General features: G+C 51.7%; 19 protein-coding genes, 1 pseudogene and 1 riboswitch. Of the genes and pseudogenes, 1 reads left to right on the top strand and 19 read right to left on the bottom strand.

Annotation, left to right across the window (positions count from 1 at the left end; all coding sequences use genetic code 11):
* Nucleotides 1-156: 156 nt before the first annotated feature.
* The 16 genes and pseudogenes from murI to ACTQ1O_RS06970 all read right to left on the bottom strand — a co-directional run bounded on the left by murI (nt 157) and on the right by ACTQ1O_RS06970 (nt 22,819).
* Nucleotides 157-948: a glutamate racemase gene (gene murI, locus ACTQ1O_RS07045; RefSeq protein WP_441486664.1), complete on the bottom strand. Its 792-nt coding sequence runs from the start codon at nt 946-948 to the stop codon at nt 157-159.
* A 331-nt stretch (nt 949-1,279) separates the two neighbouring features.
* On the bottom strand, nt 1,280-3,112 hold the full coding sequence (locus ACTQ1O_RS07040; RefSeq protein WP_441486663.1) for a Na/Pi cotransporter family protein: 1,833 nt from the start codon (nt 3,110-3,112) through the stop codon (nt 1,280-1,282).
* A 201-nt stretch (nt 3,113-3,313) separates the two neighbouring features.
* Nucleotides 3,314-3,565 carry a hypothetical protein gene (locus tag ACTQ1O_RS07035; protein ID WP_441475776.1) on the bottom strand — a complete coding sequence of 84 codons (252 nt, stop codon included), beginning with the start codon at nt 3,563-3,565 and terminating at the stop codon, nt 3,314-3,316.
* 113 nt (nt 3,566-3,678) lie between these two features.
* The gene (glgB, locus tag ACTQ1O_RS07030; RefSeq protein ID WP_441486766.1) at nt 3,679-5,748 is read right to left on the bottom strand and encodes a 1,4-alpha-glucan branching protein GlgB; all 2,070 of its coding nucleotides are present in this window, start codon (nt 5,746-5,748) and stop codon (nt 3,679-3,681) included.
* Between the two features lie 676 nt (nt 5,749-6,424).
* Nucleotides 6,425-7,192: a TatD family hydrolase gene (locus ACTQ1O_RS07025; RefSeq protein ID WP_441486662.1), complete on the bottom strand. Its 768-nt coding sequence runs from the start codon at nt 7,190-7,192 to the stop codon at nt 6,425-6,427.
* Nucleotides 7,193-7,536: 344 nt separating this feature from the next.
* Complete coding sequence (gene metG, locus ACTQ1O_RS07020) at nt 7,537-9,546, bottom strand: methionine--tRNA ligase (RefSeq protein ID WP_441486661.1); 2,010 nt, start codon at nt 9,544-9,546, stop codon at nt 7,537-7,539.
* A 129-nt stretch (nt 9,547-9,675) separates the two neighbouring features.
* On the bottom strand, nt 9,676-10,896 hold the full coding sequence (locus ACTQ1O_RS07015) for a homoserine dehydrogenase (protein WP_441486660.1): 1,221 nt from the start codon (nt 10,894-10,896) through the stop codon (nt 9,676-9,678).
* A 436-nt stretch (nt 10,897-11,332) separates the two neighbouring features.
* A protein-coding gene (prfB, locus tag ACTQ1O_RS07010; RefSeq protein WP_441486659.1) for a peptide chain release factor 2 occupies nt 11,333-12,491 on the bottom strand; the annotation gives its coding sequence in 2 pieces (ribosomal slippage) (nt 11,333-12,382 and nt 12,384-12,491; 1,158 coding nt in all).
* Between the two features lie 205 nt (nt 12,492-12,696).
* A complete protein-coding gene (gene secA, locus ACTQ1O_RS07005) occupies nt 12,697-15,291 on the bottom strand; it encodes a preprotein translocase subunit SecA (protein ID WP_441475772.1) in 2,595 nt (864 codons plus the stop codon).
* Between the two features lie 104 nt (nt 15,292-15,395).
* Nucleotides 15,396-15,923, bottom strand: a complete 528-nt coding sequence (hpf, locus tag ACTQ1O_RS07000) for a ribosome hibernation-promoting factor, HPF/YfiA family (RefSeq protein WP_441101303.1) — start codon at nt 15,921-15,923, stop codon at nt 15,396-15,398.
* Nucleotides 15,924-16,120: 197 nt separating this feature from the next.
* The gene (gene rsmI, locus ACTQ1O_RS06995) at nt 16,121-16,969 is read right to left on the bottom strand and encodes a 16S rRNA (cytidine(1402)-2'-O)-methyltransferase (protein ID WP_441486658.1); all 849 of its coding nucleotides are present in this window, start codon (nt 16,967-16,969) and stop codon (nt 16,121-16,123) included.
* Nucleotides 16,970-17,030: 61 nt separating this feature from the next.
* Nucleotides 17,031-17,771: a tRNA1(Val) (adenine(37)-N6)-methyltransferase gene (locus ACTQ1O_RS06990; RefSeq protein ID WP_441486657.1), complete on the bottom strand. Its 741-nt coding sequence runs from the start codon at nt 17,769-17,771 to the stop codon at nt 17,031-17,033.
* Between the two features lie 618 nt (nt 17,772-18,389).
* Nucleotides 18,390-19,220 (bottom strand): annotated as a pseudogene (locus tag ACTQ1O_RS06985) (PSP1 domain-containing protein); the annotation flags it as partial.
* Nucleotides 19,221-19,280: 60 nt separating this feature from the next.
* Nucleotides 19,281-20,270 carry a DNA polymerase III subunit delta' gene (gene holB / locus ACTQ1O_RS06980; protein ID WP_441486765.1) on the bottom strand — a complete coding sequence of 330 codons (990 nt, stop codon included), beginning with the start codon at nt 20,268-20,270 and terminating at the stop codon, nt 19,281-19,283.
* Nucleotides 20,271-20,569: 299 nt separating this feature from the next.
* Nucleotides 20,570-21,172, bottom strand: coding sequence for a guanylate kinase (locus ACTQ1O_RS06975; RefSeq protein ID WP_441475768.1), 603 nt, complete (start codon nt 21,170-21,172; stop codon nt 20,570-20,572).
* Nucleotides 21,173-21,460: 288 nt separating this feature from the next.
* The gene (locus ACTQ1O_RS06970) at nt 21,461-22,819 is read right to left on the bottom strand and encodes an MATE family efflux transporter (protein ID WP_441475767.1); all 1,359 of its coding nucleotides are present in this window, start codon (nt 22,817-22,819) and stop codon (nt 21,461-21,463) included.
* Nucleotides 22,820-23,046: 227 nt separating this feature from the next.
* A riboswitch (TPP riboswitch) is annotated at nt 23,047-23,154 on the top strand.
* A gap of 171 nt (nt 23,155-23,325) precedes the next feature.
* Here ACTQ1O_RS06970 and ACTQ1O_RS06965 point away from each other — a divergent pair.
* Nucleotides 23,326-23,628, top strand: a complete 303-nt coding sequence (locus ACTQ1O_RS06965) for a thiamine-binding protein (RefSeq protein ID WP_441475766.1) — start codon at nt 23,326-23,328, stop codon at nt 23,626-23,628.
* A 129-nt stretch (nt 23,629-23,757) separates the two neighbouring features.
* Here ACTQ1O_RS06965 and ACTQ1O_RS06960 read toward each other — a convergent pair whose 3' ends face one another.
* From ACTQ1O_RS06960 to ACTQ1O_RS06950, 3 genes are all read right to left on the bottom strand, one after another.
* Nucleotides 23,758-24,135, bottom strand: a complete 378-nt coding sequence (locus tag ACTQ1O_RS06960) for a desulfoferrodoxin family protein (RefSeq protein ID WP_441475765.1) — start codon at nt 24,133-24,135, stop codon at nt 23,758-23,760.
* 148 nt (nt 24,136-24,283) lie between these two features.
* Complete coding sequence (locus tag ACTQ1O_RS06955) at nt 24,284-24,718, bottom strand: DUF1284 domain-containing protein (protein ID WP_441486656.1); 435 nt, start codon at nt 24,716-24,718, stop codon at nt 24,284-24,286.
* A gap of 139 nt (nt 24,719-24,857) precedes the next feature.
* A complete protein-coding gene (locus ACTQ1O_RS06950; RefSeq protein ID WP_441486655.1) occupies nt 24,858-25,463 on the bottom strand; it encodes a biotin transporter BioY in 606 nt (201 codons plus the stop codon).
* Nucleotides 25,464-25,480: the final 17 nt, after the last annotated feature.

The following is a 25,480-nucleotide window of genomic DNA, read 5'->3' as shown; positions in this document are numbered from 1 at the left end:
GCTGCTCCGCCCATCCGGAACGACGGATCGCCGCCGCGCTTCGTCTGCGTGGCATGCTGAATTCCGACATTCTTCCGCACTTGCAAACTGCGGAAAATGCAAGTCAGACTGCCGCGCGACGTTTTATATTTTTGACATTCTTCACACGAATCCAGATTATTCGATGTCCGCATCCAGAAGCTGCCGGTAAATCTTCATTTCTTCCTCAGTCTTCAGACTGGAATCCAGAACGACTCTTCCCGGCTCTTCTCCTTTATTCAGCAGACCATGCCGCGAAAGCTGGCGGTGCAGTTCCCTTGCGGTTCCTCTGCCCCCGTCGTAGAGCGGCACATCTCCCATGACGCTGTGAATCTGCTTCTTCAGAAACGGATAGTGCGTGCATCCAAGCACAATTCCGTCAATCTGTCCCCGATAGGGCCCGATCATCTGCTCCAGCATCTGTGTAACGTCCGCCGCGTCCAGATTTCCCTTTTCCACCCGGTCAGCAAGACCCGCGCAGGAAACCGGGATGAATTCCGCCTCCCCGGCAAGTCTTCCCGAAAGCTCGTGGTATTTCTCCAGCCTCAGTGTGACCGGTGTCGCCATCACCAGAATCCTCCCGTGATGCTCCTCTCTGGCAGCCGGCTTCAGCGCAGGTTCGATTCCGATCACCGGCATTGTCTTTTCGTACTTCTCCCGGATCAGCCTTACCGCCGCACTGGTTGCGGTGTTGCAGGCGACGACAATCGCCTTGCATCCCTCATTCACCATGCGATCCACGATCGACATGGAAAGCTCCTGCACCTTCTCTACCGTCTTCTCGCCATAAGGCGCATTCGCCGAATCCCCAAAATAATAAAAATTCTCGTTCGGGAGTTCGCGGATCATTTCCCTCAAAACGCTGATTCCTCCGACTCCGGAATCAAACACGCCTACATAGCCCCTGTATTTTTTCTCATCTGTACTCATGTTCCCGCCTGTCCTGATTCAGTCTATCGGAATTACATCCGGTTTCCAACGTGATCTCCGCCGTACAATGCACAATGCCAAAGCAGCCCTTCATGCCCCGCAATCGGGGCAGCATTTAATCTATAAAGCCAGCTGCTCCGTTGTTTTCGCACCTCTCGCAGCTGCCACATCTGACCGACTTCATCGATCTGCCGCGGCGTTCTCCGCGCACAGCCCCTTCACAGCCGAACGCATACCACTGTTCCTGTCATTCAAAAAGTGCCGCGCCACATGTGCACGACACCTCTATCTTACCAAATGTTTCGGATTTCTTCAATTGTACGCAAGGACCTCATGCGCGGACCTTCTTTGCCCTGGTCTTCGGACGGACGGCATCCGCCGGAATCCTTTCTTCACTCTCCGGATCCATCCCGCTCTGAAGAATTTCTTCACTCTCCGGGTGCGGACTGCTCTGAAGAAGTTCTTCCCTCTCGGGGTCCGGCTCACCCTGAAGAAGTGTGCTGAAATTGATCTCCTTCAGCGCGGTATCAGACAGATTCAGGCAGCTGCTTCCCATCCGGTCAAGATCGTGCAGAAGCGCGTTGAAGCTCACCGTCATCTTCGCATCGCACTTTCCCTTTGCGACCCGCTTCACGTGATCCTTCCGCATCCCTTCATCGATGTCCATGACCATCTCCCGTTCCTTCTTCAGACTGTCCGTCTCAATTTTCCCGGGATCCGCCATGAGGACAAGTGTTTCCTCAAACATCCTGCGAATCAGTTCCATGGATTTCCGAAGCTCCTTCATCGCATCCTTGGAATATTTCACTTTCATATTCTTCGCTCCCGCGATGTTTTCAATGATACTCCGGCACAGATCCGCAATCCGGTCGATTTCACTCTGAATCAGAAGAACACCTGTCGCCATGGATGCCTGGTCCTCCGTGATGGCACCGAACGAAAAAACAGCGGCCAGATATTCGTTGATCTTTTCTGACAGCTCATGTACCCCCGCAGCCTCCGCACGGATTGTCCCAAGTACGGCATCACTGTCCTTCTGTGTGATCTCCTCCGCCTTTACGAACATCCGCTGGACGATATGCGCGGAATGAAGTGTCTCCTGCGCCACAAGATGGAGCGCGGCAACCGGCTGCCGGATCAGCTTGTCATCCAGATATTTGGGCTCGCCGAGTGGAACCACCCGCTCCTTCTTTCCCGGGAGAAGCTTCATGACGATCCTGACCATCAGCCACAGAAGAGGCGTCCAGATCAGAGTCATGATGATATTGAAACCGGTATGGGCATTGGCAATCTGTCTGGAAATGACATCTACCTCATTGCCCTTCGGAGAGATCATCGTGATCAGACTCGCGTAGGGCTTTACAAACCAGATGAACAGCAGACTGCCGCTCACATTAAAGATACAGTGCGCCAGCGCCGTCCGCTTTGCGTCGATGCTCTGGCCGATACTTGCCAAAATGGCTGTGATCGTCGTTCCGATATTATCACCCAGGAGAACCGGTATCGCTCCCGCAAGGCCGATGATGCTTGTGATCCCGTCTGCGGCAGGCTGAGACGCAAAATTCTGAAGAACCGCAATTGTAGCGCTGGAGCTCTGCACCACAAGAGTCATCATCAGACCTGTCAGAACACCCAGCACCGGAATATGGGCGACCTTCCCAATCAGGTTAATAAAGAAGGGACTGGAAGCCAGGGGTTTCATCACGCTGCCCATGATCTCGATTCCCTCAAACAGAAGCCCGAAAGCCAGGATGGTATTTCCGATGTATTTGATCTTCTGCTTCTTCGCGGTAAATCCGATGATAAAGCCGATGAAAATGATGATAAAGATATAATCACTCAGCTTGAACGCTATGATCTGAGCCGTCATGGTCGTTCCGATATTCGCTCCGAAGATGATCGAAATCGCCTGCGGAAGAGTCATCAGGCCTGCGCTCACGAACCCGATCGCCATGACCGTCGTCGCACTGGAGCTCTGCAAAACCGCTGTAACCAGTGCTCCTGAAATCACTCCCAGCACCGGATTTCTGGTGAGCATCCCCAGCACCGTGCGCATCTTCTCTCCGGCCGCTTTCTGCAGACTGTCACTCATCATGTTCATGCCGAACAGGAAAATCGCGAGTCCTCCCAGCAGACCAAATACTATCTGTACCTTCTCATTCATAACCTACCTCCGGGATCTGTAACGCTCCATTAACATATAGATTAAGCGTACAAAAGATAACCCGGAGAAACTATCTGTTTAATATAAAGTCTGTGTTAATGCTATGTTAATTGTTGTCGGAGTATTAACAATACGATATGTAAAAGGACCGCCCCTTTCTTTTAAATTTTAGTTCAAAACTAAAATAACAAAAGCAATCTTCTAAACTCCCTTTATAACATCGTCTATCACAGATTTTGCAAAATCATAGTCATTTTTTTTCACATAAACATAGTACATGATTTTTTGGTTCGGATTTTCACCAAAGTTGCCCAGCAATCCAGAACCTCTGTTAGACCTTCCAAAATCGCTACTTTTTATCTCATATCTAATCTTAGCACTATTAAGCTTTCTGGTAATATTTTGCAATTTTATCGTATCATATGTTAAAAATAGTTCTCTTTTCCCAAACATACAATCACCTTAAAATTAAGCTATCGCAGAAAGGAAGCGATTCATTCCAAAAGTTAATAGATACTCCCGCAGTATGTGCTGCATGCATATATTGCAAAATTTTCCACAGTCTGTCAATTGAATTTGAATACCGCGGCTCCGTAAGCCGGAAGCTCGTAGGCGATGTGAAGCTTCTGCCCGTCGCATTCGCCCTCCTCGGCCTTGTATTTGAGCGGAACCTTGTGATCCCCTCCGTACTTCTCGCATTTGCTGTCGAGAATCAGCGTGTAATTCCCGGCCTTCGGCACGCCGCACATATAGTCCGCGCGCTCCACCGGCGTGAAATTGATGACAAAGAGAAGATTGTTTCTCTTCGTCGGCGACCATCTCACAAAGCTGAAGATGCTCCGGTCGCAGTCGTCCGCGTTCATCCATTCAAATCCTTCATAGCCCTTGTCATTTGCGTAAAGGGCAGGATATTTCCGGTACATATTCAGCAGATCCCGCACATAGGCCTGCAGATGCTCATTCTTTTTGTCCTCCAGAAGGAACCAGTCCAGCTCCCTCTCCTCGCTCCACTCTCGGTACTGTCCGAAATCCTGACCCATGAACAGCAGCTTTTTGCCCGGATGGCCGAACATGAAGGTATAACCGACCTTGAGATTCTGGAACTTCTCATCCTCCTGTCCCGGCATCTTGTTGATCATGGAGCACTTCAGATGCACCACCTCATCGTGCGAGAGAACCAGGATGTATCTCTCGCTGAACGCATAGGTCATCGCAAAGGTCATCTTGTTGTGGTTGAACTTGCGGAAATACGGATCCAGCTTCATATACTCCAGAAAGTCATGCATCCAGCCCATGTTCCACTTGTAGGTAAACCCGAGGCCGCCGTCCTCCACCTTTCCGGTCACCTTCGGCCACGCGGTCGACTCCTCGGCGATCATCATAACACCGGGATTCCGTCCGGGCACCAATGTGTTCAGGTGCTTGAAGAATTCAATCGCCTCGAGGTTCTTGTTGTCCCCGTATTTATTTGCGATCCACTCGCCGTCCTTTCTGCCATAGTCCAGATACAGCATGGAGGCGACGGCATCCACCCTCAGACCGTCTACATGGAACTCCTCCACCCAGTAAAGCGCATTCGCAAGCAGGAAATTCTTCACCTCCGGACGGCCGTAGTTAAAGATTTTGGTGCCCCAGTCCGGATGCTCTCCCTGTCTCGGGTCCGCATGCTCGTATACGGCATCGCCGTCAAAATTCGCCAGACCCTCGGCATTTTTCGGAAAATGCGCGGGAACCCAGTCCAGAATTACACCGATCTTGTTGCGGTGAAGATAATCCACCAGATACTTGAAATCAGCCGGCGCCCCGTAACGGGAGGTCGGTGCGTAATATCCTGTCACCTGGTATCCCCAGGACTGATCGAGCGGATGCTCGGCAATGCCCATAAGCTCGACGTGAGTATATCCCATGTCCTTCACATACTCGACAATCCGCTTTGCGAATTCCCGGTAGGTATAGAACCCTTCCGGATTTTCCTCACTGTAAGGATGCTTCATCCAGGACCCTGGATGCACTTCGTAGATCGACAGCGCAGCCGTTTCCGGCACAAGGTTCTGCCTGTTCCGGATCCACGCCGCATCGCCCCACCGATAGCCCAGATCCGCTATTCTCGAAGCTGTTCCCGGGCGAAGCTCCGCCCAGTTCCCGTACGGATCCGCCTTGTACAGCTTCTGATTGTTCTTCGAGATGATCAGATATTTGTAGAGCTGACCCACTGCCGCTCCCGGGATAAAGATCTCCCAGATTCCCTGATCTTCGATCTTCTTCATGGGATTCGCATTCTCATCCCAGCTGTTAAACTCTCCGATCACATACACCGCGGCCGCATTCGGCGCCCATAATGTGAACCACGTTCCGTTCTCGCCATTCAGACGCGCTGTGTGCGCGCCCATCTTCTTGTACAGATCATAGTGAGTCGCCTGACCGAACAGATAGGAATCCAGATCAGAAAAAATATGAGGGTCCTGTCTGACCTTGTTTTCCGAAGCCTCCTCCTTTTTTTCGGATTCTCCGGAAATCTCCGGCTCATCCACAATCTTTCCCGACTGTGCCTTTGCCACCGATCTTTTCACATTTTTCTTCACTGAATTAACGGTAGCAGCCGCATTTTTGCCTGCCTTTTCCGTTGCATCCTTCATTGCCTTCGACGCGATATCCGATGCCTCCTTCGCTGCCCTGGCAGCCTTTTCGGAAGCCTCTTTCACTGCAGCCGTCGCCCTCTCCACGGTCTCGCTTTTCTTTTCTTCCCCGATGCTTTTTCTTGCCATTTCCCTCTCCTTTATACGGATGCTATTTTCTATGGAATTGCTGTCTTTATTCTCTATAAAAAATGTCCTATCGTCCCTTTAACCGCTTCGCGTCTCTCCGTGCTTTTGCTTGTTGCCTTCGAAATCGCCTCTCGTCCCTTTCACCCGCTTCGCGGGTGAAGGTCCGCCCGGCGTTTTCGTTGAGCTTTCCTCTTTTCATGATTGTATAAGCTGCGGATTGCTCCGTGCTTCGCACTCCCGCAATCCTACAAGCAAAAGCACTTCCGCGCCGCTTCGCGTCTCTTCGTGCTTTTGCTTGTTGCCTTCGAAATCGCCTCTCGTCCCTTTCACCCGCTTCGCGGGTGAAGGTCCGCCCGGCGTTTTCGAAGAGCTTATACAGTCATAATATCACAAAAAGATTTGGATTCGTATAATAAAATCGGGAAAATTACACAAATGCCGACCGGTGTCTTTTCCGTTATCTGCCTGATTTGTTTTCCTGCACCCGTTACATTTCGTAATATCTCAGACAATCGCACTTGCAATATTTCAGGCCGTCAGGTCAGGCTTACTGCAGCCGGTACATTCTGCAGGCATTCTCCCAGGTTGTCTGCTCGACTTCCTCCGCTGTTATCCCTTTCAGATCCGCGATCGCACGCACCACATAACGGAGATTCCGGGAACTGTTCCTGCTTCCCCGGTTCGGCTCCGGCGCAAGATACGGGCAGTCAGTCTCCAGAACGAGATGTGACAGAGGAACTGCCTGCACCGTTTCCTTCAGACGTCTGGCATTTTTGAACGTGACCACACCCCCGATTCCCAGATACATCCCCATGTCTGTATATTCCATCGCCTGTTCGACAGAATACGCATAACAGTGAATCACACCGCCGATCTCTCCCAGATTCTCCTCCCGGGCAATATTCATCGTATCCTGCGCAGCGTCTCTGCTGTGAATAATCACCGGAAGCCTGTGACTTCTCGCCACTTCCAGCTGCCTTCTGAACCAGTAGATCTGCTCCTCCCGGTTATCCTTGTTCCAGTGATAATCCAGTCCGATCTCTCCCACAGCCACGCACTTCGGAAGGCGCAGATATTCTTCCAGTTCCTTTACCCGTTCCTCATTCAGTTCCCCGACGTTGTCCGGATGCAGACCAAATGCGGCAAAAGCATCTGTATAACTCTCCACTATCCTTCGCGTTTTTTCCAGACTGGACCAGTCGGAAGCCACGTTGACGAACCGTCCCACATGATAATCCGGAAGGGTCCGGATCATCTCATCTCTGTCCTCATCAAAAGCTTCATCCTCGTAATGCGCATGTGTATCAAATATCATTCTTAATCACCTCACATGGTAAAAGTCCATGCTGTAAACATCGTCACATCCTGCTGATAGGGTTTGTCGTGAGCTCCGCATTCGCACAACCGCCCTTAACGTTTTATCCCGGGCAACGCGTTCCTGCAACCGCCCTTAACGTTTTGTCCCGGGCAACGCGTTCATGCATCCGCCCTTATACGTTTGGTCCCGGGCAGCGCGTTCCTGCATCCGCTCTTATACGTTTGGTCCCGGGCAACGCGTTCGCACAGCCCCCTTATATGGCAGAAGACTGCAACACACATGCTGCAGTCTTCCGTATAACCCAGCCGCTATATAACGGCATCTTCTCTAAAAAATTTTATTTATGAAATCCCGGAGCCCGACGGCATATCTTTCTCAGGTGTCATCAGGGTCACATTTCCCTCACTGTCTTCCGCAGCGAGAATCATGCCCTGCGACTCCAGACCGGCAAGCTTCGCCGGCTTCAGATTAATCAGACACATTACCTTCTTGCCGACCATCTCCTCCGGCTTATACCATTTCTTGATTCCGGACACGATCTGACGGGTCTGGTCACCGAATTTAATCTGAGACACCAGAAGCTTCTTCGATTTCGGAACCTCTCTGCACTCCAGAACCTCGCCTACCGCGAACTGCATCTTCGCAAAATCATCATAGGTGATCTCCGCTTTCGGCTCAACGTGGATCTCCGTCTTCTCTTCTCCTGCTGCATCAGCCGCTTCGCCGGCCGTACCGCTCTGCGCAGCCTCTCCGGACGCGGCCTTCTGTCCTTTACGGATCTCTTCTACCTTTTCCATGACATCCTTCAGATCCTGTCTTGCAAACAGAATCTCCGGCTCTTCCGTCACCTTTGTGCCGCTCTTATACAGGCCGAATCTGTCGGCATCTGCATAATCTCTCTTCCCGGTATTGAGCTGCTTCAGAATCCGCTCCGTCGTTTCCGGCATATACGGCTCAAGAAGCGATGCTCCTATGGTAATGCTCTCCGCGAGATTGTACAGAACCGTCGCCAGTCTGTCCTTCTTTGTCTCATCCTTGGCGAGTGCCCACGGCATGGTTTCATCAATGTATTTATTGCAGCGCTTGAAGAGCGCAAAAATCTCTGTAATCGAATCCGCGACGTGAAGTCCCTTCATCTTTTCCTCGACCTTGCCCGCAGTCTCTGTGACAACCGCCTTCAGCTGATCGTCCACGGGATCATTCACGTTTTTGTTCTCGACAATTCCGCCGAAATATTTATTTGACATGGAAATCGTACGATTTACCAGATTGCCCAGCGTATTCGCAAGATCAGAATTGAGGCGTTCCACCATCAGCTCCCAGCTGATGACACCGTCATTCTCAAACGGCATCTCATGAAGAACAAAATACCGTACCGCATCAACTCCGAAGAGATTAACCAGATCATCCGCATAGATCACATTGCCCTTTGACTTGCTCATCTTGCCGTCTGCCTGGATCAGCCATGGATGTCCGAATACCTGCTTCGGGAGCGGCTCGCCCAGCGCCATCAGGAAGATCGGCCAGTATATCGTATGGAAACGGATGATATCCTTTCCGACCAGATGAAGATCCGCCGGCCAGAACTTCCGGTACTGCTCGCTGCTGTTCCCATCGGCGTCATAGCCGAGACCGGTGATATAGTTGGTCAGCGCGTCCAGCCATACATATACGACATGCTTGTCATCAAAGTCTACCGGAATTCCCCACTTGAAAGATGTCCTGGAGACACAGAGATCCTGAAGCCCCGGAAGCAGGAAGTTGTTCATCATCTCATTCTTTCTGGATACCGGCTGAATAAATTCGGGATGTTCATTGATGTACTCAATCAGCCTCGGCGCATACTTGCTCATTCTGAAGAAATATGCCTCCTCCTTTGCCCGTGTGACCGGCCGTCCGCAGTCCGGGCACTTGCCGTCCACCAGCTGGGAATCCGTCCAGAAGGACTCGCACGGCGTACAGTACCATCCCTCATAGTGTCCCTTGTAGATATCGCCCTGCTCATAGAACTTTTTGAAAATCTTCTGGACCTGTCTGACGTGATACGCATCTGTCGTGCGAATGAACTTGTCGTAGGAGGTATTCATCAGATCCCAGATCCGGTGAATCTCAGCTGCCACATCATCTACATACTGTTGCGGCGTACATCCCTTCTCCTCGGCCTTGTTCTCAATCTTCTGGCCGTGCTCGTCCGTACCGGTCTGAAAATATACCTGATATCCCTGCATCCTGCGGAATCTCGCAATACTGTCCGCAAGAACGATCTCATATGTATTACCGATATGGGGTTTCCCGGACGCATATGCAATAGCCGTAGAAATGTAATAATTCTCTCCTGTATGTTTTACCATTCTCTAATCACCTCTTCCGCCGACAGATGAGCCGGCTTCTCTGTTGAATAACGCCACATGCAGGACCGGGAGACCATCGTCTCCCGAACCTCATGTGGCATTGAATACCCTGTCACGTGCCTGTCTTTTTCAGAAAAATACACGGATTCTTCCGAGGATTTCTTCACCCATCTGGTCCGCTTTTGCCTTGAATTCAGATTCCTTCATCTTTTTGGTGATAAAGGCGAACTCGCCGGGCACTGCCGGCAGACTGATCGGCTCTACCCTGCCAAAAATCTCATTCACCTTGTCAATTTTTTCTGATACGGATCCCTTTACACGAACAAAGAAACGATTCTCCATCGTACTGACGTCACACAGCTTCAGGGTTCTGCTGCTCCAGTTCATCATAATATTGCGATGAAGATGCTTCGCCTCATCCACAACATCCGCCACAACCGCGCTGGCTGTAGGAAGCTTTCCCGCGCCGCTGCCGTAGAACATGGCGTCACCAAGAACATTCCCGTGAATGAAGATCGCGTTGAACACTCCGTTCACGCTGTAAAGAGGGCTGCTTTCGTTGATCATGCCCGGGCAGACCATAGCATAGAAACCATCGTCAACCTTACAGCTTGTCGCCAGAAGCTTGATCGCCGCGCCGATTTCCTGCGCGTACTTCATATCCACGGCCGTGATCTTTGTAATTCCCTCCGTATAGATGTCATGATAATCCACATGACGTCCGTAAGCCAGAGAAGAAAGGATGGCGATCTTCCGGCAGGCATCGTATCCCTCAATATCCGCCTCCGGATTGCGCTCTGCATAGCCATTATTCTGTGCCTCCGCGAGAGCCTCATCAAAATCAGATCCGTCCCGTCCCATCTTCGTCAGGATATAGTTTGTCGTCCCGTTCAGAATACCGGTGATCTGATCAATCTCATCCGCTGTGAGCGAAGAGTTCAGCGGACGGATAATCGGAATTCCCCCGCCGCAGCTCGCCTCAAACAGATAGTTAATGCTCTTCTCCTTCGCGATCTTCAGAAGCTCCGTGCCATACGTCGCAACGAGCTCCTTATTGGATGTGCACACGCTCTTGTCTGCAAGAAGAGCGCTCTTGGTAAACTCATAAGCCGGGTGCAGTCCGCCCATGGTTTCCACGACAATGTCTACCTCCGGGTCCTGCAGAATCACATTGAAATCATGGACCAGAACCTTCTCCACCGGATCTCCCGGAAAATCTCTGAGGTCAAGAACATATTTGATATTGATCTCGTCCCCCGCCTTCTTATTGATACTGTCATGGTTGGTATTGATTACTTCAACTACTCCGGAACCTACGGTTCCGTAACCCAGAACGGCAACATTAACCATCTGTATTCTTCCTCGCTCTCATCTGATGTAGGTGTATAAGCTCTTCGAAAACGCAGACAGGATCGTCACGCGCGAAGCGTGTGTAAGAGACTGGATGCGATTTCGAAGGCAACAGGTATGAGGATGAAGCGCGAATGCGCGAAATCCGAATACCTGTAGGATTGCGGGAGTGCGAAGCACGGAGCAATCCGTAGCTTATACAAGGTTATTAAAAAACAGCTCTTCGAAAACGCAGACAGGCCGCCTGTCGCGAAGCGTGTGTAAGAAACTGGATGCGATTTCGAAGGCAACAGGTATGAGGATGAAGCGCGAATGCGCGAAATCCGTAGCTTATACAAGGTTATTAAAAAAACAGCTCTTCGAAAACGCAGACAGGCCGCCTGTCGCGAAGCGTATGTAAGAGACTGGATGCGATTTCGAAGTCTCTTACTTTTCGTTACTTCGTGTGCTCCTTCTTCTTCAGCGCGCTCCACTTCAGGTACGCATTGATAAACGGATCAATATCGCCGTCCAGGACAGCACTTGCCTGTGCCCGCTCTTCTCCTGTCCGCAGATCCTTCACCATCGTATACGGCTGAAGGACATAGGAACGGATCTGATGTCCCCATGCAATATCCGTTACCTCGCCGCGGATTCCGGCCTCCTTCTCCGCCTGCTTCTCCTGCTCGAGCATATACAGCTTTGATTTCAGAACCTGCATAGCCTTGTCCTTGTTCATATGCTGGGACCGCTCGTTCTGACAGGTGACCACGATTCCGGTCGGCAGATGGGTGATCCGGATTGCCGATGAGGTCTTGTTGATGTGCTGACCGCCGGCACCGCTGGAACGGTAGGTATCCACACGGATATCCTCGTCACGCACCTCGATATCTATATCCTTGTCCAGATCCGGCATGACATCGCACGATACGAAGGAGGTCTGCCGCTTTGCCTGCGCATTAAACGGAGAAATCCGGACCAGACGGTGAACTCCTGCCTCCGACTTGAGATAGCCATACGCATTCTCGCCGTTGACCTGGAACATTACCGACTTGATGCCGGCCTCATCGCCTTCCTGATAATCCAGTTCCTCAATGCTGAAATGATGCCTCTCCGCCCACCTTGTATACATACGGTAAAGCATGCCGCACCAGTCCATTGCCTCGGTTCCGCCCGCTCCCGCGTTCAGTCTCACGATCGCGTTGCAGGAATCATATTCCTCGGAGAGGAGTGTCTTGATCCGAATATTCTCAAGCTTCTCCTTGAACTCATCCAGCATCTCCCGCACTTCCGGAACGACCGACTCGTCATCCTCTTCTTCGCCCATCTCGATCAATGTCTCGATGTCTTCCTTAGAGGATACCAGCTTCTTGTAGGTGTCCCGATCGTCCTTGAGATTTCCCAGCTCTCTTGTCTGCTTCTGAGCCTCCTCCGGGTTGTCCCAGAAATTCGGCTCCTCCATTTTTCTCTCTAATTCTTCGATCCGCTGCTCTTTGCTAGCGAGGTCAAAGTGAATCCCTCACTTCCACCAATGGCTGATCGAATGTCCTGAGTTCCTGTTTCATGTTTTCAAGTTCTACTACCACCAGCTTCACCACCTTTTGTTCTGTGAACATTTTATTCCGGTTTGCGTATCCTGAAGGGCCGGTTCCGAAAACCGGTAATCGGGGCCCTCTTTAAAAAAATATTCCCGCCGCACACGAATACTTCGCATTCGGCTGCGGCTCACTGTTCGCGTAAATGACGATGCTGTCGCGCCGGCAGGACACCACCCGGCACGGCAGCTCTTCTGATCATCTGCTCTTCGGATCAGTTCTTCACTCAGATATCCAGCGGCGGTGCTCCCTTCCGTCCGTGACACTGCTTATACTTCAGACCGCTTCCGCACGGGCAGGGGTCGTTCGGATAAATCTTTTTTGCCTTTTTCTGTATCGGCTTCCGTTCGGACGTGTCATCTCTGTTGGTTCCGGTGACCTGAGCTACCTGCTCACGCTCCACCTTCTCCTCAATCCGGACATGGTACAGCAGGCGGATGGTGTCCTCCTGAATTGACGCGGTCATTTCATTGAACATGTCATAGGCCAGCATCTTGTACTCTACCTTCGGATCCTTCTGGCCGTATGCCTGAAGTCCGATACCCTGGCGCAGCTGCTCCATATCATCGATGTGATTCATCCATTTCTCATCGATCACACGCAGAAGGATGACACGCTCCAGCTCACGGATCTGTTCTTCAGACTGGAACTGGGCCTCTTTTTCCTCATAAAGCCGGACTGCCTTGTCCTTGAGGTTCTGCTTCAGCTCCTCCTTGCCCTTCTTCAGAGCAGCGACATCTTCTTTCGTTATCTTCTGAAGAGGAATAATCGGAAGCAGCAGACGGTTCAGTTCATCCAGATCCCAGTTATCCGGTTCATCTCCACTCTCGCCGATCGCCCGCTCCACGGTGTTATCGATCGTGTCGTAGATCATCTTCATGATAGAATCACGCATGCTCTCGCCGTTCAGAACCTGGCGGCGCTCCTTGTAGATGATCTCTCTCTGCTCGTTGTTGACAAGGTCATAATCCAGAAGATTCTTACGGATTCCGTAGTTGTTGCCCTCGATCTTCTCCTGCGCCTTCTCGATCGTCGAGGAAAGCATCTTGTGGTGAATCTCCTCACCCTCGGATACGCCCAGAGATTTGAAGACGGACATCAGCTTCTCGGAGCCGAACAGACGGAGAAGATCGTCTTCCAGTGACAGATAGAAACGGCTCTCTCCCGGATCTCCCTGTCGTCCGGAACGTCCGCGCAGCTGATTGTCAATACGTCTCGACTCATGCCGCTCCGTACCGATGACCTTCAGTCCTCCGGCCGCTCTCGCTTCCTCATCAAGCTTGATATCAGTACCACGGCCCGCCATATTCGTGGCAATGGTTACCGCTCCCGCCTCGCCCGCGTGGGATATGATCTCGGCCTCAAGCTCATGATATTTCGCGTTCAGTACCTGATGCGGAATTCCCTCTCTCTTCAGCATGCGGCTGAGAAGCTCTGAGGTATCGATGTTGACGGTACCCACAAGTACCGGCTGTTTCTTCGCGTGAGACTCCTTGACGTCCTCGATTACCGCCCGGTATTTCTCCTTCTTTGTGATATAGACAGCGTCATCATGATCGATTCGGGCGATCGGTTTATTCGTCGGAATCTCGATGACATCCATTCCGTAAATATCACGGAACTCCTGCTCCTCTGTCAGAGCGGTACCTGTCATACCTGCCTTCTTCTCATATTTATTGAAGAAGTTCTGGAAGGTGATGGTGGCAAGCGTCTTGCTCTCGCGCTTTACCTTTACGTGCTCCTTTGCCTCAATCGCCTGATGCAGTCCGTCGGAATAACGGCGGCCCGGAAGCACTCGTCCGGTAAACTCATCTACGATGTAGACCTGATCATCCTTGACAATGTAATCGCGGTCCTTGAACATCAGGTTGTGCGCACGAAGCGCCAGGATGATGTTGTGCTGGATCTCAAGATTCTCCGGATCCGAGAGGTTGTCGATGTGGAAGAACTGCTCCACCTTTTTGACGCCCTGCTCGGTCAGCGTCACAATCTTGTCCTTCTCATTTACGATAAAGTCTCCGGTCTCCTCGATTTCCTCGCCCATGATGGCAGTCATCTTGGTAACCTCGCCGGAAGCCTCGCCGCGCTGAAGCTGTGTTGCCAGAATATCACACGTCTCGTAGAGCTTCGTGGATTTTCCGCTCTGTCCGGAAATGATCAGAGGGGTGCGGGCTTCATCGATCAGAACCGAGTCAACCTCATCGATGATCGCATAAGCAAGATCTCTCTGCACCATCTGATCCTTGTATATCACCATGTTGTCACGAAGATAGTCAAAACCGTCCTCGTTGTTTGTGACATAGGTAATGTCACAGTTGTACTGGGCACGGCGCTCATCATTCTTCATGCTGTTCAGAACGCATCCTACGGTCAGACCCAGGAACTCATGAACCTTTCCCATCCAGCCCGCGTCACGGCTCGCCAGATAATCATTGACGGTGATGATGTGCACTCCTCTTCCCGTAAGGGCGTTCAGATAAGCCGGCATCGTGGATACAAGGGTTTTTCCTTCACCGGTCTTCATCTCCGCGATACGCCCCTGATGAAGAATGACTCCGCCGATAATCTGAACTCTGTAGGGTTCCATACCCAGTACACGTTTTGCCGCCTCCCTTACGGTTGCAAACGCTTCCGGCAGAAGGTCATCCAGTGTCTCGCCGCCCGCCAGGCGGTCCTTGTACTCCTTCGTCTTGGCGCGAAGCTCATCGTCGCTGAGCGCCTGCATGGCGGGACGATAGGATTCTACCTTGTCTACGATCGGCTCAATTCGTTTTAACTCTCTCTGGCTGTGTGTGCCAAAGATTCTTTCTGATAATTTCATTACTAGATTCTAAGCTCCTGTGTGGTTTACGAGGAAAAAACGCCTTTCGGCGTCTTTTCCCTCTGGCAGGTCTGCCGGAAACGGTGCGATCCGAAAATCTCAGATCAGTTTTCCGGTTCAATCAGACCATAAGTGTTTCCTTTTCTCTTATATACGACATTAACCTGATCCGTGTCCGCATTCATGAACACGAAGAAATTGTGTCCGAGAAGTTCCATCTGTACGCATGCGTCTTCCGGATACATCGGCTTGATATCAAACTTCTTCGTCCGGACAATACGGATCTCCTCATTCTCCATATAATCATTGTCGATGTATGTCTTCTGGAAATTAGAAGCAGCCTGTTTCTTATCGATGATTTTCGTCTTATACTTGCGAAGCTGACGCTCGATCACCTCTTCTACAAGATCAATGGATACATACATATCGTTGCTGACCTGCTCGGAACGGATGATTTTGCCTTTGACAGGAATGGTAACCTCGATTTTCTGTCTTTCTTTTTCCACACTCAGTGTAACGATTACGTTTGTATCCGGTGTGAAATATCTCTCCAGCTTGCTCAGTTTTTCATTTACTGCAGCTCTGAGACCGTCGGTAATCTCTATATTCTTTCCACTGATCGTGATATTCATAAAAACATCTCCTTTCGAGGGGTACATACACCCTATTTTGATTAGAATATTATAACAACAGATCCGGCATTCGTAAAGTGCAGATAACCCCTGCATAAACAGTTGCGCACGATTACGGGGGCTGTCCGGCCGGCAGGACACTGATACATCTGTGAACAGCTGCACGCAGTCACCATGAACCGGGCCGTACCGGATCCTTATGTGTTCTTATTGAGATATGCGTAGATCTCCCGTTTGCCGCAGCCCCGGTCACGGGCTACCTGCTTCATGGCCTCTTTCCGGTCTGTCCCGAGGTCCAGATAATACGCCATGTGCTCTTCCACGGTCATTTTCTTCCAGAACTCCTGCTCTTCCTCTTTCCGCTCCCGGAAGCTCTTTCCCGCAATGACCAGAACGAACTCTCCTCTCGGCGCTTCCGTCTCAAAATGTTCCAGCGCCGCGTCAATTGTCGTCCGCTGTACATTTTCATGTTTTTTTGTGAGCTCCCTGCAAAGACTGATCCTCCGTTCTCCGCCGAGCACATCCCGAAGCTCCCCGAGCGTCCTCACCAGGCGGTGGGGCGCCTCGTAGAGAATGATCGTTCTCGTCTCTGCCTTCAGATCCTCCAGTACCACTGCCCTCTCCTTTTTCTCCATGGGAAGAAATGCCTCGAAGGCGAACCGCCTCGTGGACAGTCCCGACATCGTCAGCGCCGTAATACAGGCGGCCGGCCCCGGAAGCGAAGTGACCTCTATTCCCGCCTCCACGGCCAACTCGACGAGAACCTCTCCCGGATCGGAGATGCCCGGTGTTCCCGCGTCCGTGATCAGGGCAATATTCGTTCCGGAAAGCATCTTGTCCACAAGCTGTCTGCCCTTGTCGTAGCGATTGTTCTCGTGATAGGCAGTCATCGGGGTGTGGATATCAAAATGATTCAGCAGCTTGATGCTGTTTCTCGTATCCTCCGCGGCGATCAGATCCGCTTCCCTCAGCGCCCGGACAACCCGGAAGGTAATATCCTCCAGATTCCCGATCGGTGTTGCGCAAAGTGTAAGTCTGCCCGGCATTACAACCTCCTTTCCGGCACTTTCGCCGTATCTCAATTGTTTTCCATGAACCGGCGCGGGATTATCTTCCGTCACCGTAAATCTCGCGAATCTCCCGGGTATATACGCCGGGCCTCTCGTATACGATCAGAGGTTTTTCCACCCGGATCCGGGGATTTCCGTTCTTGCACGCTTCCAGAAGAACCATGTTCGGTTCCTTGTCCGCAAAAGGATACACCAGACGCATCCGCTTCGGCTCCAGCCGGTACTCCTTCAGGGTACACATAATCTCCGCCAGACGGAAGGGCCGGTGAATCAGGTAGAAGCGTCCTCTGTCCGTGAGAATCCGGGACGTCTGCTCTGCGATGTCCCGGAAGCTGCACAAAATCTCATGCCTCGCGATGGCCACCGCCGGGTCAGGGTTCGTCAGTCCGTGCCTGCCGATCATATAGGGCGGATTGCTGACCGCTACGTCAAAGGAAGCCGCACCGAATATGGATACGGCTTCCCGGATGTCTCCCTGTACAATTGATATCCTGTCGTTCAGATGATTAAGGGCCACACTTCTTCTGGCCATATCCGCACTTTCCTTCTGAATCTCCAGCCCCGTAAAGCTTCGCCCGGGTGTCTTGGCAGCCAGAAGGATCGGCAGAATTCCCGTTCCCGTTCCGAGATCCAGCACCCGCTCTCCCGGTTTTACCTTCGCATAACCGGACAGCAGCACCGCATCGATTCCGTAGCGGAAGCTCTTCTGCCCCTGGATAATAAAAAATCCATTCTGGAGATCATCCAGATGCTCTCCTTGTTTCAGTTCTGGGGACATTTACGACTCCTTGTTTTCTTCCGGCATCTCTCTTCTGCTTCGATCCGGGCGTCTGCGGTCCCGTCTTCTGGTCCGCTCCGGATTCTGTGATTCGGAATCTCTTCCGTCCTCCGGAGAGCGTTTTTCTCCCCGCGCGCGAAAGCTTTCGCTCTCGCGGCTCAGCGTTCCTTCCGGATCCATCCCATTTCTTCTGTCACGGTTTCCCCGTCTTCCGCGGCGGCTACGCCGGCTTCTTCTCTCAGGGTTCTCATCCTGACGTTCCTCAGCGCCATCAGCCTCCGGAGCCGGTCTGCCTCCCCTTTCGGAGTTCAGCCTCTCACCCGCAGCCGTCCTCTGGCGCCGTTCCTGCTCTCTTCCCCCGGATGATTCTCTGGATTCTCTCCTGCCTCCATCTCTTCCGGACTGCTCCCGGCGGCTCTCTCTACGGTCTCTTGCCTCCTTCTTACCGGACAAACCGTTCTCTCCCAGTGCGGTTTTTTCTGATTCTCCCTGCGCGCTGCCTTCTCCGGAAGAAGCAGCCCGACCCGGCCGCTCCTTACCTCCGCGCTCAGCGCGAGAGTTTGCTCCGGATTTTCCAGGCTGACCGGAACGTTCTGCGCCAGCATGCTCCTTTTCCGGTTTTCCTCCTTTTTTCCGCTTCTGGATCAGCGTTATTTCCTCTGCCGCATAATCTGCGACTTCTTTGTCATCGCCTTCCTCGATCAATACCCGGACCTTCTGACGGAGAACATTCAGAGACTGAACCTCTCCTTCCCGTCCGTCCGGCGTCTGAACCACATCGCCGACGCCCGGCAGCTTCCGGTTCAGGTATTCATAGGTTTCCTCCTCATTCTTAAGACAGCACATCAGCCGCCCGCAGACCCCGGATATCTTTGCCGGGTTCAGAGAGAGATTCTGTTCTTTTGCCATCCTGATTGAGACCGGCGCAAAATCAGACAGATACGTACTGCAGCAAAGCGGTCTTCCACAGGTTCCGATTCCGCCGAGCATCTTTGTCTCATCGCGAACACCGATCTGGCGAAGCTCGATTCTTGTCCGGAACACTGAGGCAAGATCCTTTACCAGCTCCCGGAAATCCACTCTTCCGTCCGCCGTAAAATAAAACAGCATCTTCTTGTTGTCGAAGGTGTATTCCGCCTGCACCAGCTTCATATCCAGGTTGTGATCCCTGATCTTCTGTCTGCAAATCCGGTAGGCTTCCTTTTCCTTGCGCTGATTCTCCTTCTCATGCTCAATGTCCGCATCTCCGGCCACGCGAATCACCGGCCGAAGCGGCTGCACCACCTGACTGTCCTCAACCTCCCGCGGCGCCAGGACAACTCTTCCGCACTCCACGCCCCTGGCGGTCTCAACGATGGCGTGATCCCCCTTCTTAAACTCCATGTCCTTCGGATCGAAATAGTAGACCTTTCCCCCATTCCGAAACCGGATTCCAATAATTTTTACCATTTTCTGCTTACTCCTATCAATCCCGTTCCCGGGACCTGTATTTCACATCATCTCCGCCGGTCAGCACTCCCGTATTGTGAGAAACAGGAGTTCCAGCGTCAGATCGGGATTTACATTCGCCCGGAATCTGCCCGCTGCCGTCTGTATCGCTTCCAGAATCTTCTGCAGTCCCTCATATGAGCTGGTGCTTGCCCGCTCCCGGATCGCGTTGATCTCACCCTTCATCACAAGACCGTCCACTTCCTTTGTCGCCTTAAACATCAGGACATCATGGAACCAGATCGTGAAGATATCAAAATAATCATAGATTTTCTGCTTATCTCCGGCCATCTCCCGGACAGCGTCAATCATATCGCCGACCTCCATCCTCTGCGAGTTCTTCAGAAGATATACGGCATTCTCCACCATCTCCATGAATTCAGAGGACTCCGCGATCCGTTTTGCCCTGCCGATATTTCCCTGGGCAAAGGATGCCATGATATCCGCCTGATAGTCGGGCACATGGAGCTGCTGCATCAGATAATCCTTCATCTCTTCTTCGGTAACCGGCTTCAGATTTAATGTCACGCATCTGGATCGTATCGTCGGAAGCAGAATCTCCGGATTGTCCGCCAGAAGCATAATGACAGCATATTCCGGCGGTTCCTCGATCGTCTTCAGAAGCGCGTTCTGCGCCTGCGGCGTCATCTTTCCCGCTTCCTCCACGATATAAATCTTATACCTGCTCTCATAGGGACGGATCTGCACATCCTCCACCAGCTGCTCCCGGATCTCGTCGATTCCTACAGAGTTCGGCTTTTCATGCGTCACATAGATGATATCCGGATGATTTCCGCCAAGAGCCTTACGGCAGGAGGCACATTTTCCGCAGGGTTCCGTTCCATGCTCCCCGCACTGAAGCGTCATGGCAAACAGTGTCGCTATGAGCCGCTTTCCAGACCCCTTCTCCCCGCCGATAATATACGCATGAGAGATTTTTCCCGTCCGGACTGCATTCTGAATATGTGACACTACATCTTTATGTCCAACAATCCCCGCAAATCCTTTCATTTCGTCAGGTTCACGCATGATTAATCCCTCCTTGAGCTTAATATTCTGCGAACTACTGATTTTCGTGTCGCTTACGCGTCACTTCGTGCTCATACCTGCTGCCTTAGAAACCGCATCCGGTCTCTTACGCACGCTTCGCGCGTGACGATCCTGGCTGCGTTTTCGAAGAGCTGTTCAGTATATGATACCATAATTCCTGGTGCCTGGGTACCCTCCGCCTGTTCATCTTCTGCTGCTGTCCATCCTTACTGTGCGCATGACTGACAAGGCCGATCGTTCACAGGAGTCTTGTCTGAACATCATGACCGGCGCTGTTTTATCGAAAGGATAAAGCCTGCGATTTCATCGATGCATTCCTGGATCATTCCGTTGTTTTCAAACCGCCTGGTGATGCCGGCCCGCGCTGTTTTTTCCCCGGAAAAGTCCTTCTGATCCGCCAGAAAGCGCCTGCACATCTCTTCGTACTGGGGCTGCTTCTGCTTCCGTTCTCTCCGCAGTGCCCTCTCCAGACGGATTCCATCGTCTACTTCAATATAGACCGGCACCATGACTTTTCTTCCGTAATACCGCACCATCTGCTCATAGGATTCCAGCGTACCGATTCCGAGATAATCGCTCTTCTTCAGATCAATCTGCCCCTCATCCGCCGTAAAATAATACCACGGTCCGCTGACCGTCTGATAACAACGTTCCTCAATGATCCGCCCGGCTTTTCTCAATTCCGCCAGATGCCTCTCGTCTGAAAAATAATATTCTCTGCCGTTCTCTTCCCCCTGCCGCATCGGCCTTGTGGTATACAGCACGATCGGCTTCAGATTCAGCTCCGACCGGGCAAGCAGTGCAGTGTATATGTGATCCTTCCCGCTTGCGCTCTTTCCCATAATGTAAAAAATTGTACCCATATTCACTCTCCACCGGTCACCGATACACCCGGTACCTCACACGGCTTCGTCCTGTATCATGACCTCATCCCGAGCTGCGGCTTCAGCCCACACAGCGGCCTTTCTCCTGCGTCACAACATCTGGTCCATGCCGCGCATTTTCCCTGCGTCACAACATCTGGTCCGCACCGCGCATTTTCCCTGCGTCACAACATCTGGTCCACGCCGCACATTTCTCCTGCGTCACAACATCTGATCCAAGCCGCACATTTCTCCTGCGTTACGACATCTGATCCGCGCCGCGGCTCCTTACTCTGTCTCCGCTCTCTCGTTTGTCGGCCTCTTTCCCATCCGGCGAAGACGCCGGATCAGGAACGGAAGCTCAAACATACTCATCGCGATCCATCCGAGAAGATACGACCATGGAATCGAGATGAATCCCCAGTGCCACACGAACACCATCGGTATTTCCGATGCGACCCGGACTCCCATGTTGATCAGACTGGAATATAACGTGACCTTCAGATCCCCCGTTCCCCGAAAATATCCCTGAAGTCCGTTTGTGAACGCGGGAACCGGATACATGACCGCGATGAGCCGCATATAGCGCTGCCCCTCCGCGATGACCTCAGGGTCCGAAGTGAACAGCCTGGTCAGCGGTCCCGCCGCCAAAAACACCACAGCACCGATCACCACGCCATAAACGAGCTCGCAATACATTCCGGCGCGATACGTCCGCTTCACCCGCGGCGCATTCCCCGCTCCGACATTCTGCGCCATCACTGAGGTCATGGCGTGCGCGATATTCTGCTGGGGAATTGTCGCGAAATCATCCACCCGGTTCGTTGCGTTGAAAGCCGCCGTCGCGTTTACCCCGAGCGTATTTACGATGGTCTGGGTTCCGATCTTTCCCATCTGAACCGTGCTCTGCTGGAGCGCACTCACAAAACCGAACGCAAGGGTTTTCTTCAGCATCGACCAGTCAAAGATCAGCCATTTTTTTCCGAGCCGAAGCTCCGGAACCTTCCTCTGAATATAGAAATAACAGAGAACCGCACTGAGGGCCTCACAGATCACCGTACTGATTGCGGCGCCCTCCACTCCCATATGAAGTAACGCGATAAAAAAGAGATCTCCCAGAATATTCAGTACCGCGCTTCCACCGAGAAAAATCAGCGGAGAGACGCTGTCACCCATCGCGCGCAGCATACTGGCCAGATAATTATAGATAAAGCTGAAGAACATGCCGAACAGTATGATCCTCAGATAGAAGACTCCCTCCGGTAGAATGACCGCCTCCACCTGCAGCGCCATCAGAAGCGGCTTCGCTGCCACAAACATCACAGCCGCGACTGCCACGGAGAAAACGCACCCCGAGATCATTCCCGTACTTACCTGTCTCCGCAGCTCCTCCTTCTTTCCCGCTCCATACAGCGTACTCACCAGTATTCCCGCCCCGAGACAGATCCCGTTTGTGAAAAGCAGAACAAGGGTGACCAGAGGATTTGTCGTACCCACTGCCGCGAGCGCTGTTTTTCCGACAAACCGCCCCACAATCATGCTGTCTGCCGCATTATAGGTAAGCTGAAGAAGCGTTCCCAGAACCAGGGGAATTGTAAACAGTATCAGGGTCTTTAGAATCGGCCCTTTCGTCATATCCTTCGTCATATCCAAAACCCGCTTTCAAACTCATACCTGCACATTATACCACCGAAGCCATAATAATCCATTTTAAATCTGCGGCAAGAGAGCGAAATCACGATTTAACGTACCTGCCCGCGAACGGTTAGCAGGACAAAAGTTGCTGTCTTCGCTGTCCTTAACCGCACACAGGATCTTCTCTGTCCTTAACCGCACACAGGATTGACACAGAAAAATAAAGTGACTAAAATATAGAACTACAGCAGGGGAGTCCGCCGGAAAGGACTGAGATACAGATGTTGTCTGTGACCCTTATACCTGATCTGGATCATGCCAGCGTAGGAAGCGTAAAGAGAATCACCGGATTTTTCCGTAGAAAACCCGCTCTTCATCCTTGATACAGCAGTGCCTGATTCATTCCGGCGCTGCTGCATTTTTTATGCCGACAGACGCAGATATCCACCTGCGGCGGACGATTTCCTTGTTGGCTGTTGAATACGAAAATGTTGAAAATGGAAAAGGAGGAAAAAGAAATGAAGGCAAGTGTAGCCATTCAGACATTACCAGATGTGGACAACGATGAAGAGCTGATCCGGATTGTAGATGAGGTTATCGCCTACATCAAGAGCACCGGCCTCAGCTATTATGTGGGGCCTTTCGAGACCGCCATCGAAGGAGACAGCTACGACCAGCTGATGGACGTGGTAAAGGAATGCCAGCATGTCGCAATCCGCGCCGGCGCACCTTCTGTCTCCGCATACATCAAGGTGGTATACAACCCGGAGCAGGAGATTCTGAGTATCGACAAAAAAGTTTCAAAACATCATACTGCATAAGTCCGGTCGCATAGTTCCATACCCACGCGGACTTATACAGAATCACCGCACACATAGTGTACGTAAGAGTCCGGATACAAAAAAAGAGCGGCATCGCCGCTCCTTTTTTGTGCCGTACTGTCTCCGGTATCAGATCTCCGCCTTCCAGAGGCCATGCAGATTGCAGTATTCATATGCCGCAACCGGTTCCTCTCCATCCGCGAGCGCAAATACCGCCTCCGGCTTATCTCCCGGTTTCAGATCTCTCTTCTGGAATCCGTTCTTTGTCTCCAGAATGATCCACTGGATATAATGCTCCTCCAGCATCGGATGTGCCACACTTCCAACCTTGACCGTAACCGTTCCGTTCTCAACACTGACAACCGGCACATGCTTCTCTGTCGCCGCGTCCGTTGTGTTCGGTGTAAGCTCCTTCATTGTCTCGCCGCAGCACTTCGGCGTGCAGGCCGTCTTCTCTGTCAGAAAAGTAATAAAGTTTCCGCATCCATCACATCTGTAAAATAACATTTCTGTGCCTCCTTTTCATCTGCAGCTCTGGCATGTGGATCAATACAGCTCCTGGCATGTCTGTAACATAACCTTTTATCTCATGATACACGAATATTAAGTCATACTCAAGCATATTTTCTGTAAAATAAAAGGAGCAGCACGCATTTTACAGATCTGTCTCTGTCCGGATGCCAAGGATTCTGTCCCGGCACAGGCTGACCGGATACCAGCTGCAGGTTCCACATATGGAATGCAGTTTTTCCCGGGTCATATGATCATCAATGTCCCGTACCAGCTTCTGATAATTGTAGTTCTCTCCCTCCTTCAGGCCGAACAATTCCAGAACCTTCCGGTCAAAAGCAAGCACCTTGTCATCGTTCACACAATGCTCAGGATCGCTGAGATTCGGACAGGCGGCACAGATATCATCCGGACGAAGGGTAATCTCAACACAAAAGTTCTCTTCCCGGCGCATCCGCGTTACAAAAGCCGTCATCCTTCTGACGAAATTTTCATCATAGCCTTTTCCCTCATAACCCTGCGTACACAGCAGATGATGGGGACGTAGTCTCATATCCGCCTTCCGGCCGTCTGTCTCCATAGCACCGATGCTCCTTCCAAAATGAAATGAGGTAAACGCGTTCGCTCGTGATTCACATTTTGTATTCCGAAAATGACACAAAACACGGTAACACCCGATTCACATTATGTATTTTTATTCTACTGACAAGTTAATGAATTCAGACAGCAGCTGTGCGTCTGACCTCCAGAACATGCGCCTTCTCCAAAGAATGCTTCAGAACCGGACCGAGAATCAGCACCAGAACCGCCTTCAGGATTGATGTCGGAATGAAGGGTATCACGCATGCCGTGAGCGCCGTAGCCAGATTTGACTGAGCGACTGCCATAAACCAGACAGAACCCACTGCATAGTTTACAACATAGCCGACCAGAACGCCGATCAGAAGACTCACGCAGGAAATGACCTTTCTGCCCCGCGCGCCCGCCGACACGGAAAGACGGACGCCGATTTCATCTCCAAGACCCGTGAACAGCGCAATCAGCGGGAACGAAACAAGGAATCCACCCGTCATTCCCATGATCGCACCGATTCCGCCCGTCCATCCGGCGAACACCGGAACGCCGATTGCTCCAATCAGAATATAGATGACCGTTGACCAGAATCCCTTCTTCGATCCGAGAATTGCGCCGGCCAGCGCGATGATCAACGTCTGCAGCGTCATCGGAACGCCGCCCGGAAGCGGAATGCTGAACTGTCCCACAATACTGATGATCGCCGCAAAAACAGCGATCATACAAAGATCCTTTACTGTGTTCTTCTTCATTGATTTTTCTCCTCCTG

The organism is Bilifractor sp. LCP21S3_A7 (assembly GCF_052118825.1).
In the GTDB taxonomy this organism is placed as follows: Bacteria; Bacillota; Clostridia; order Lachnospirales; family Lachnospiraceae; genus Bilifractor.
The sequence above is the reverse complement of the archived record's forward strand: the minus strand, read 5'-3'. Positions and strand labels throughout refer to the sequence as shown.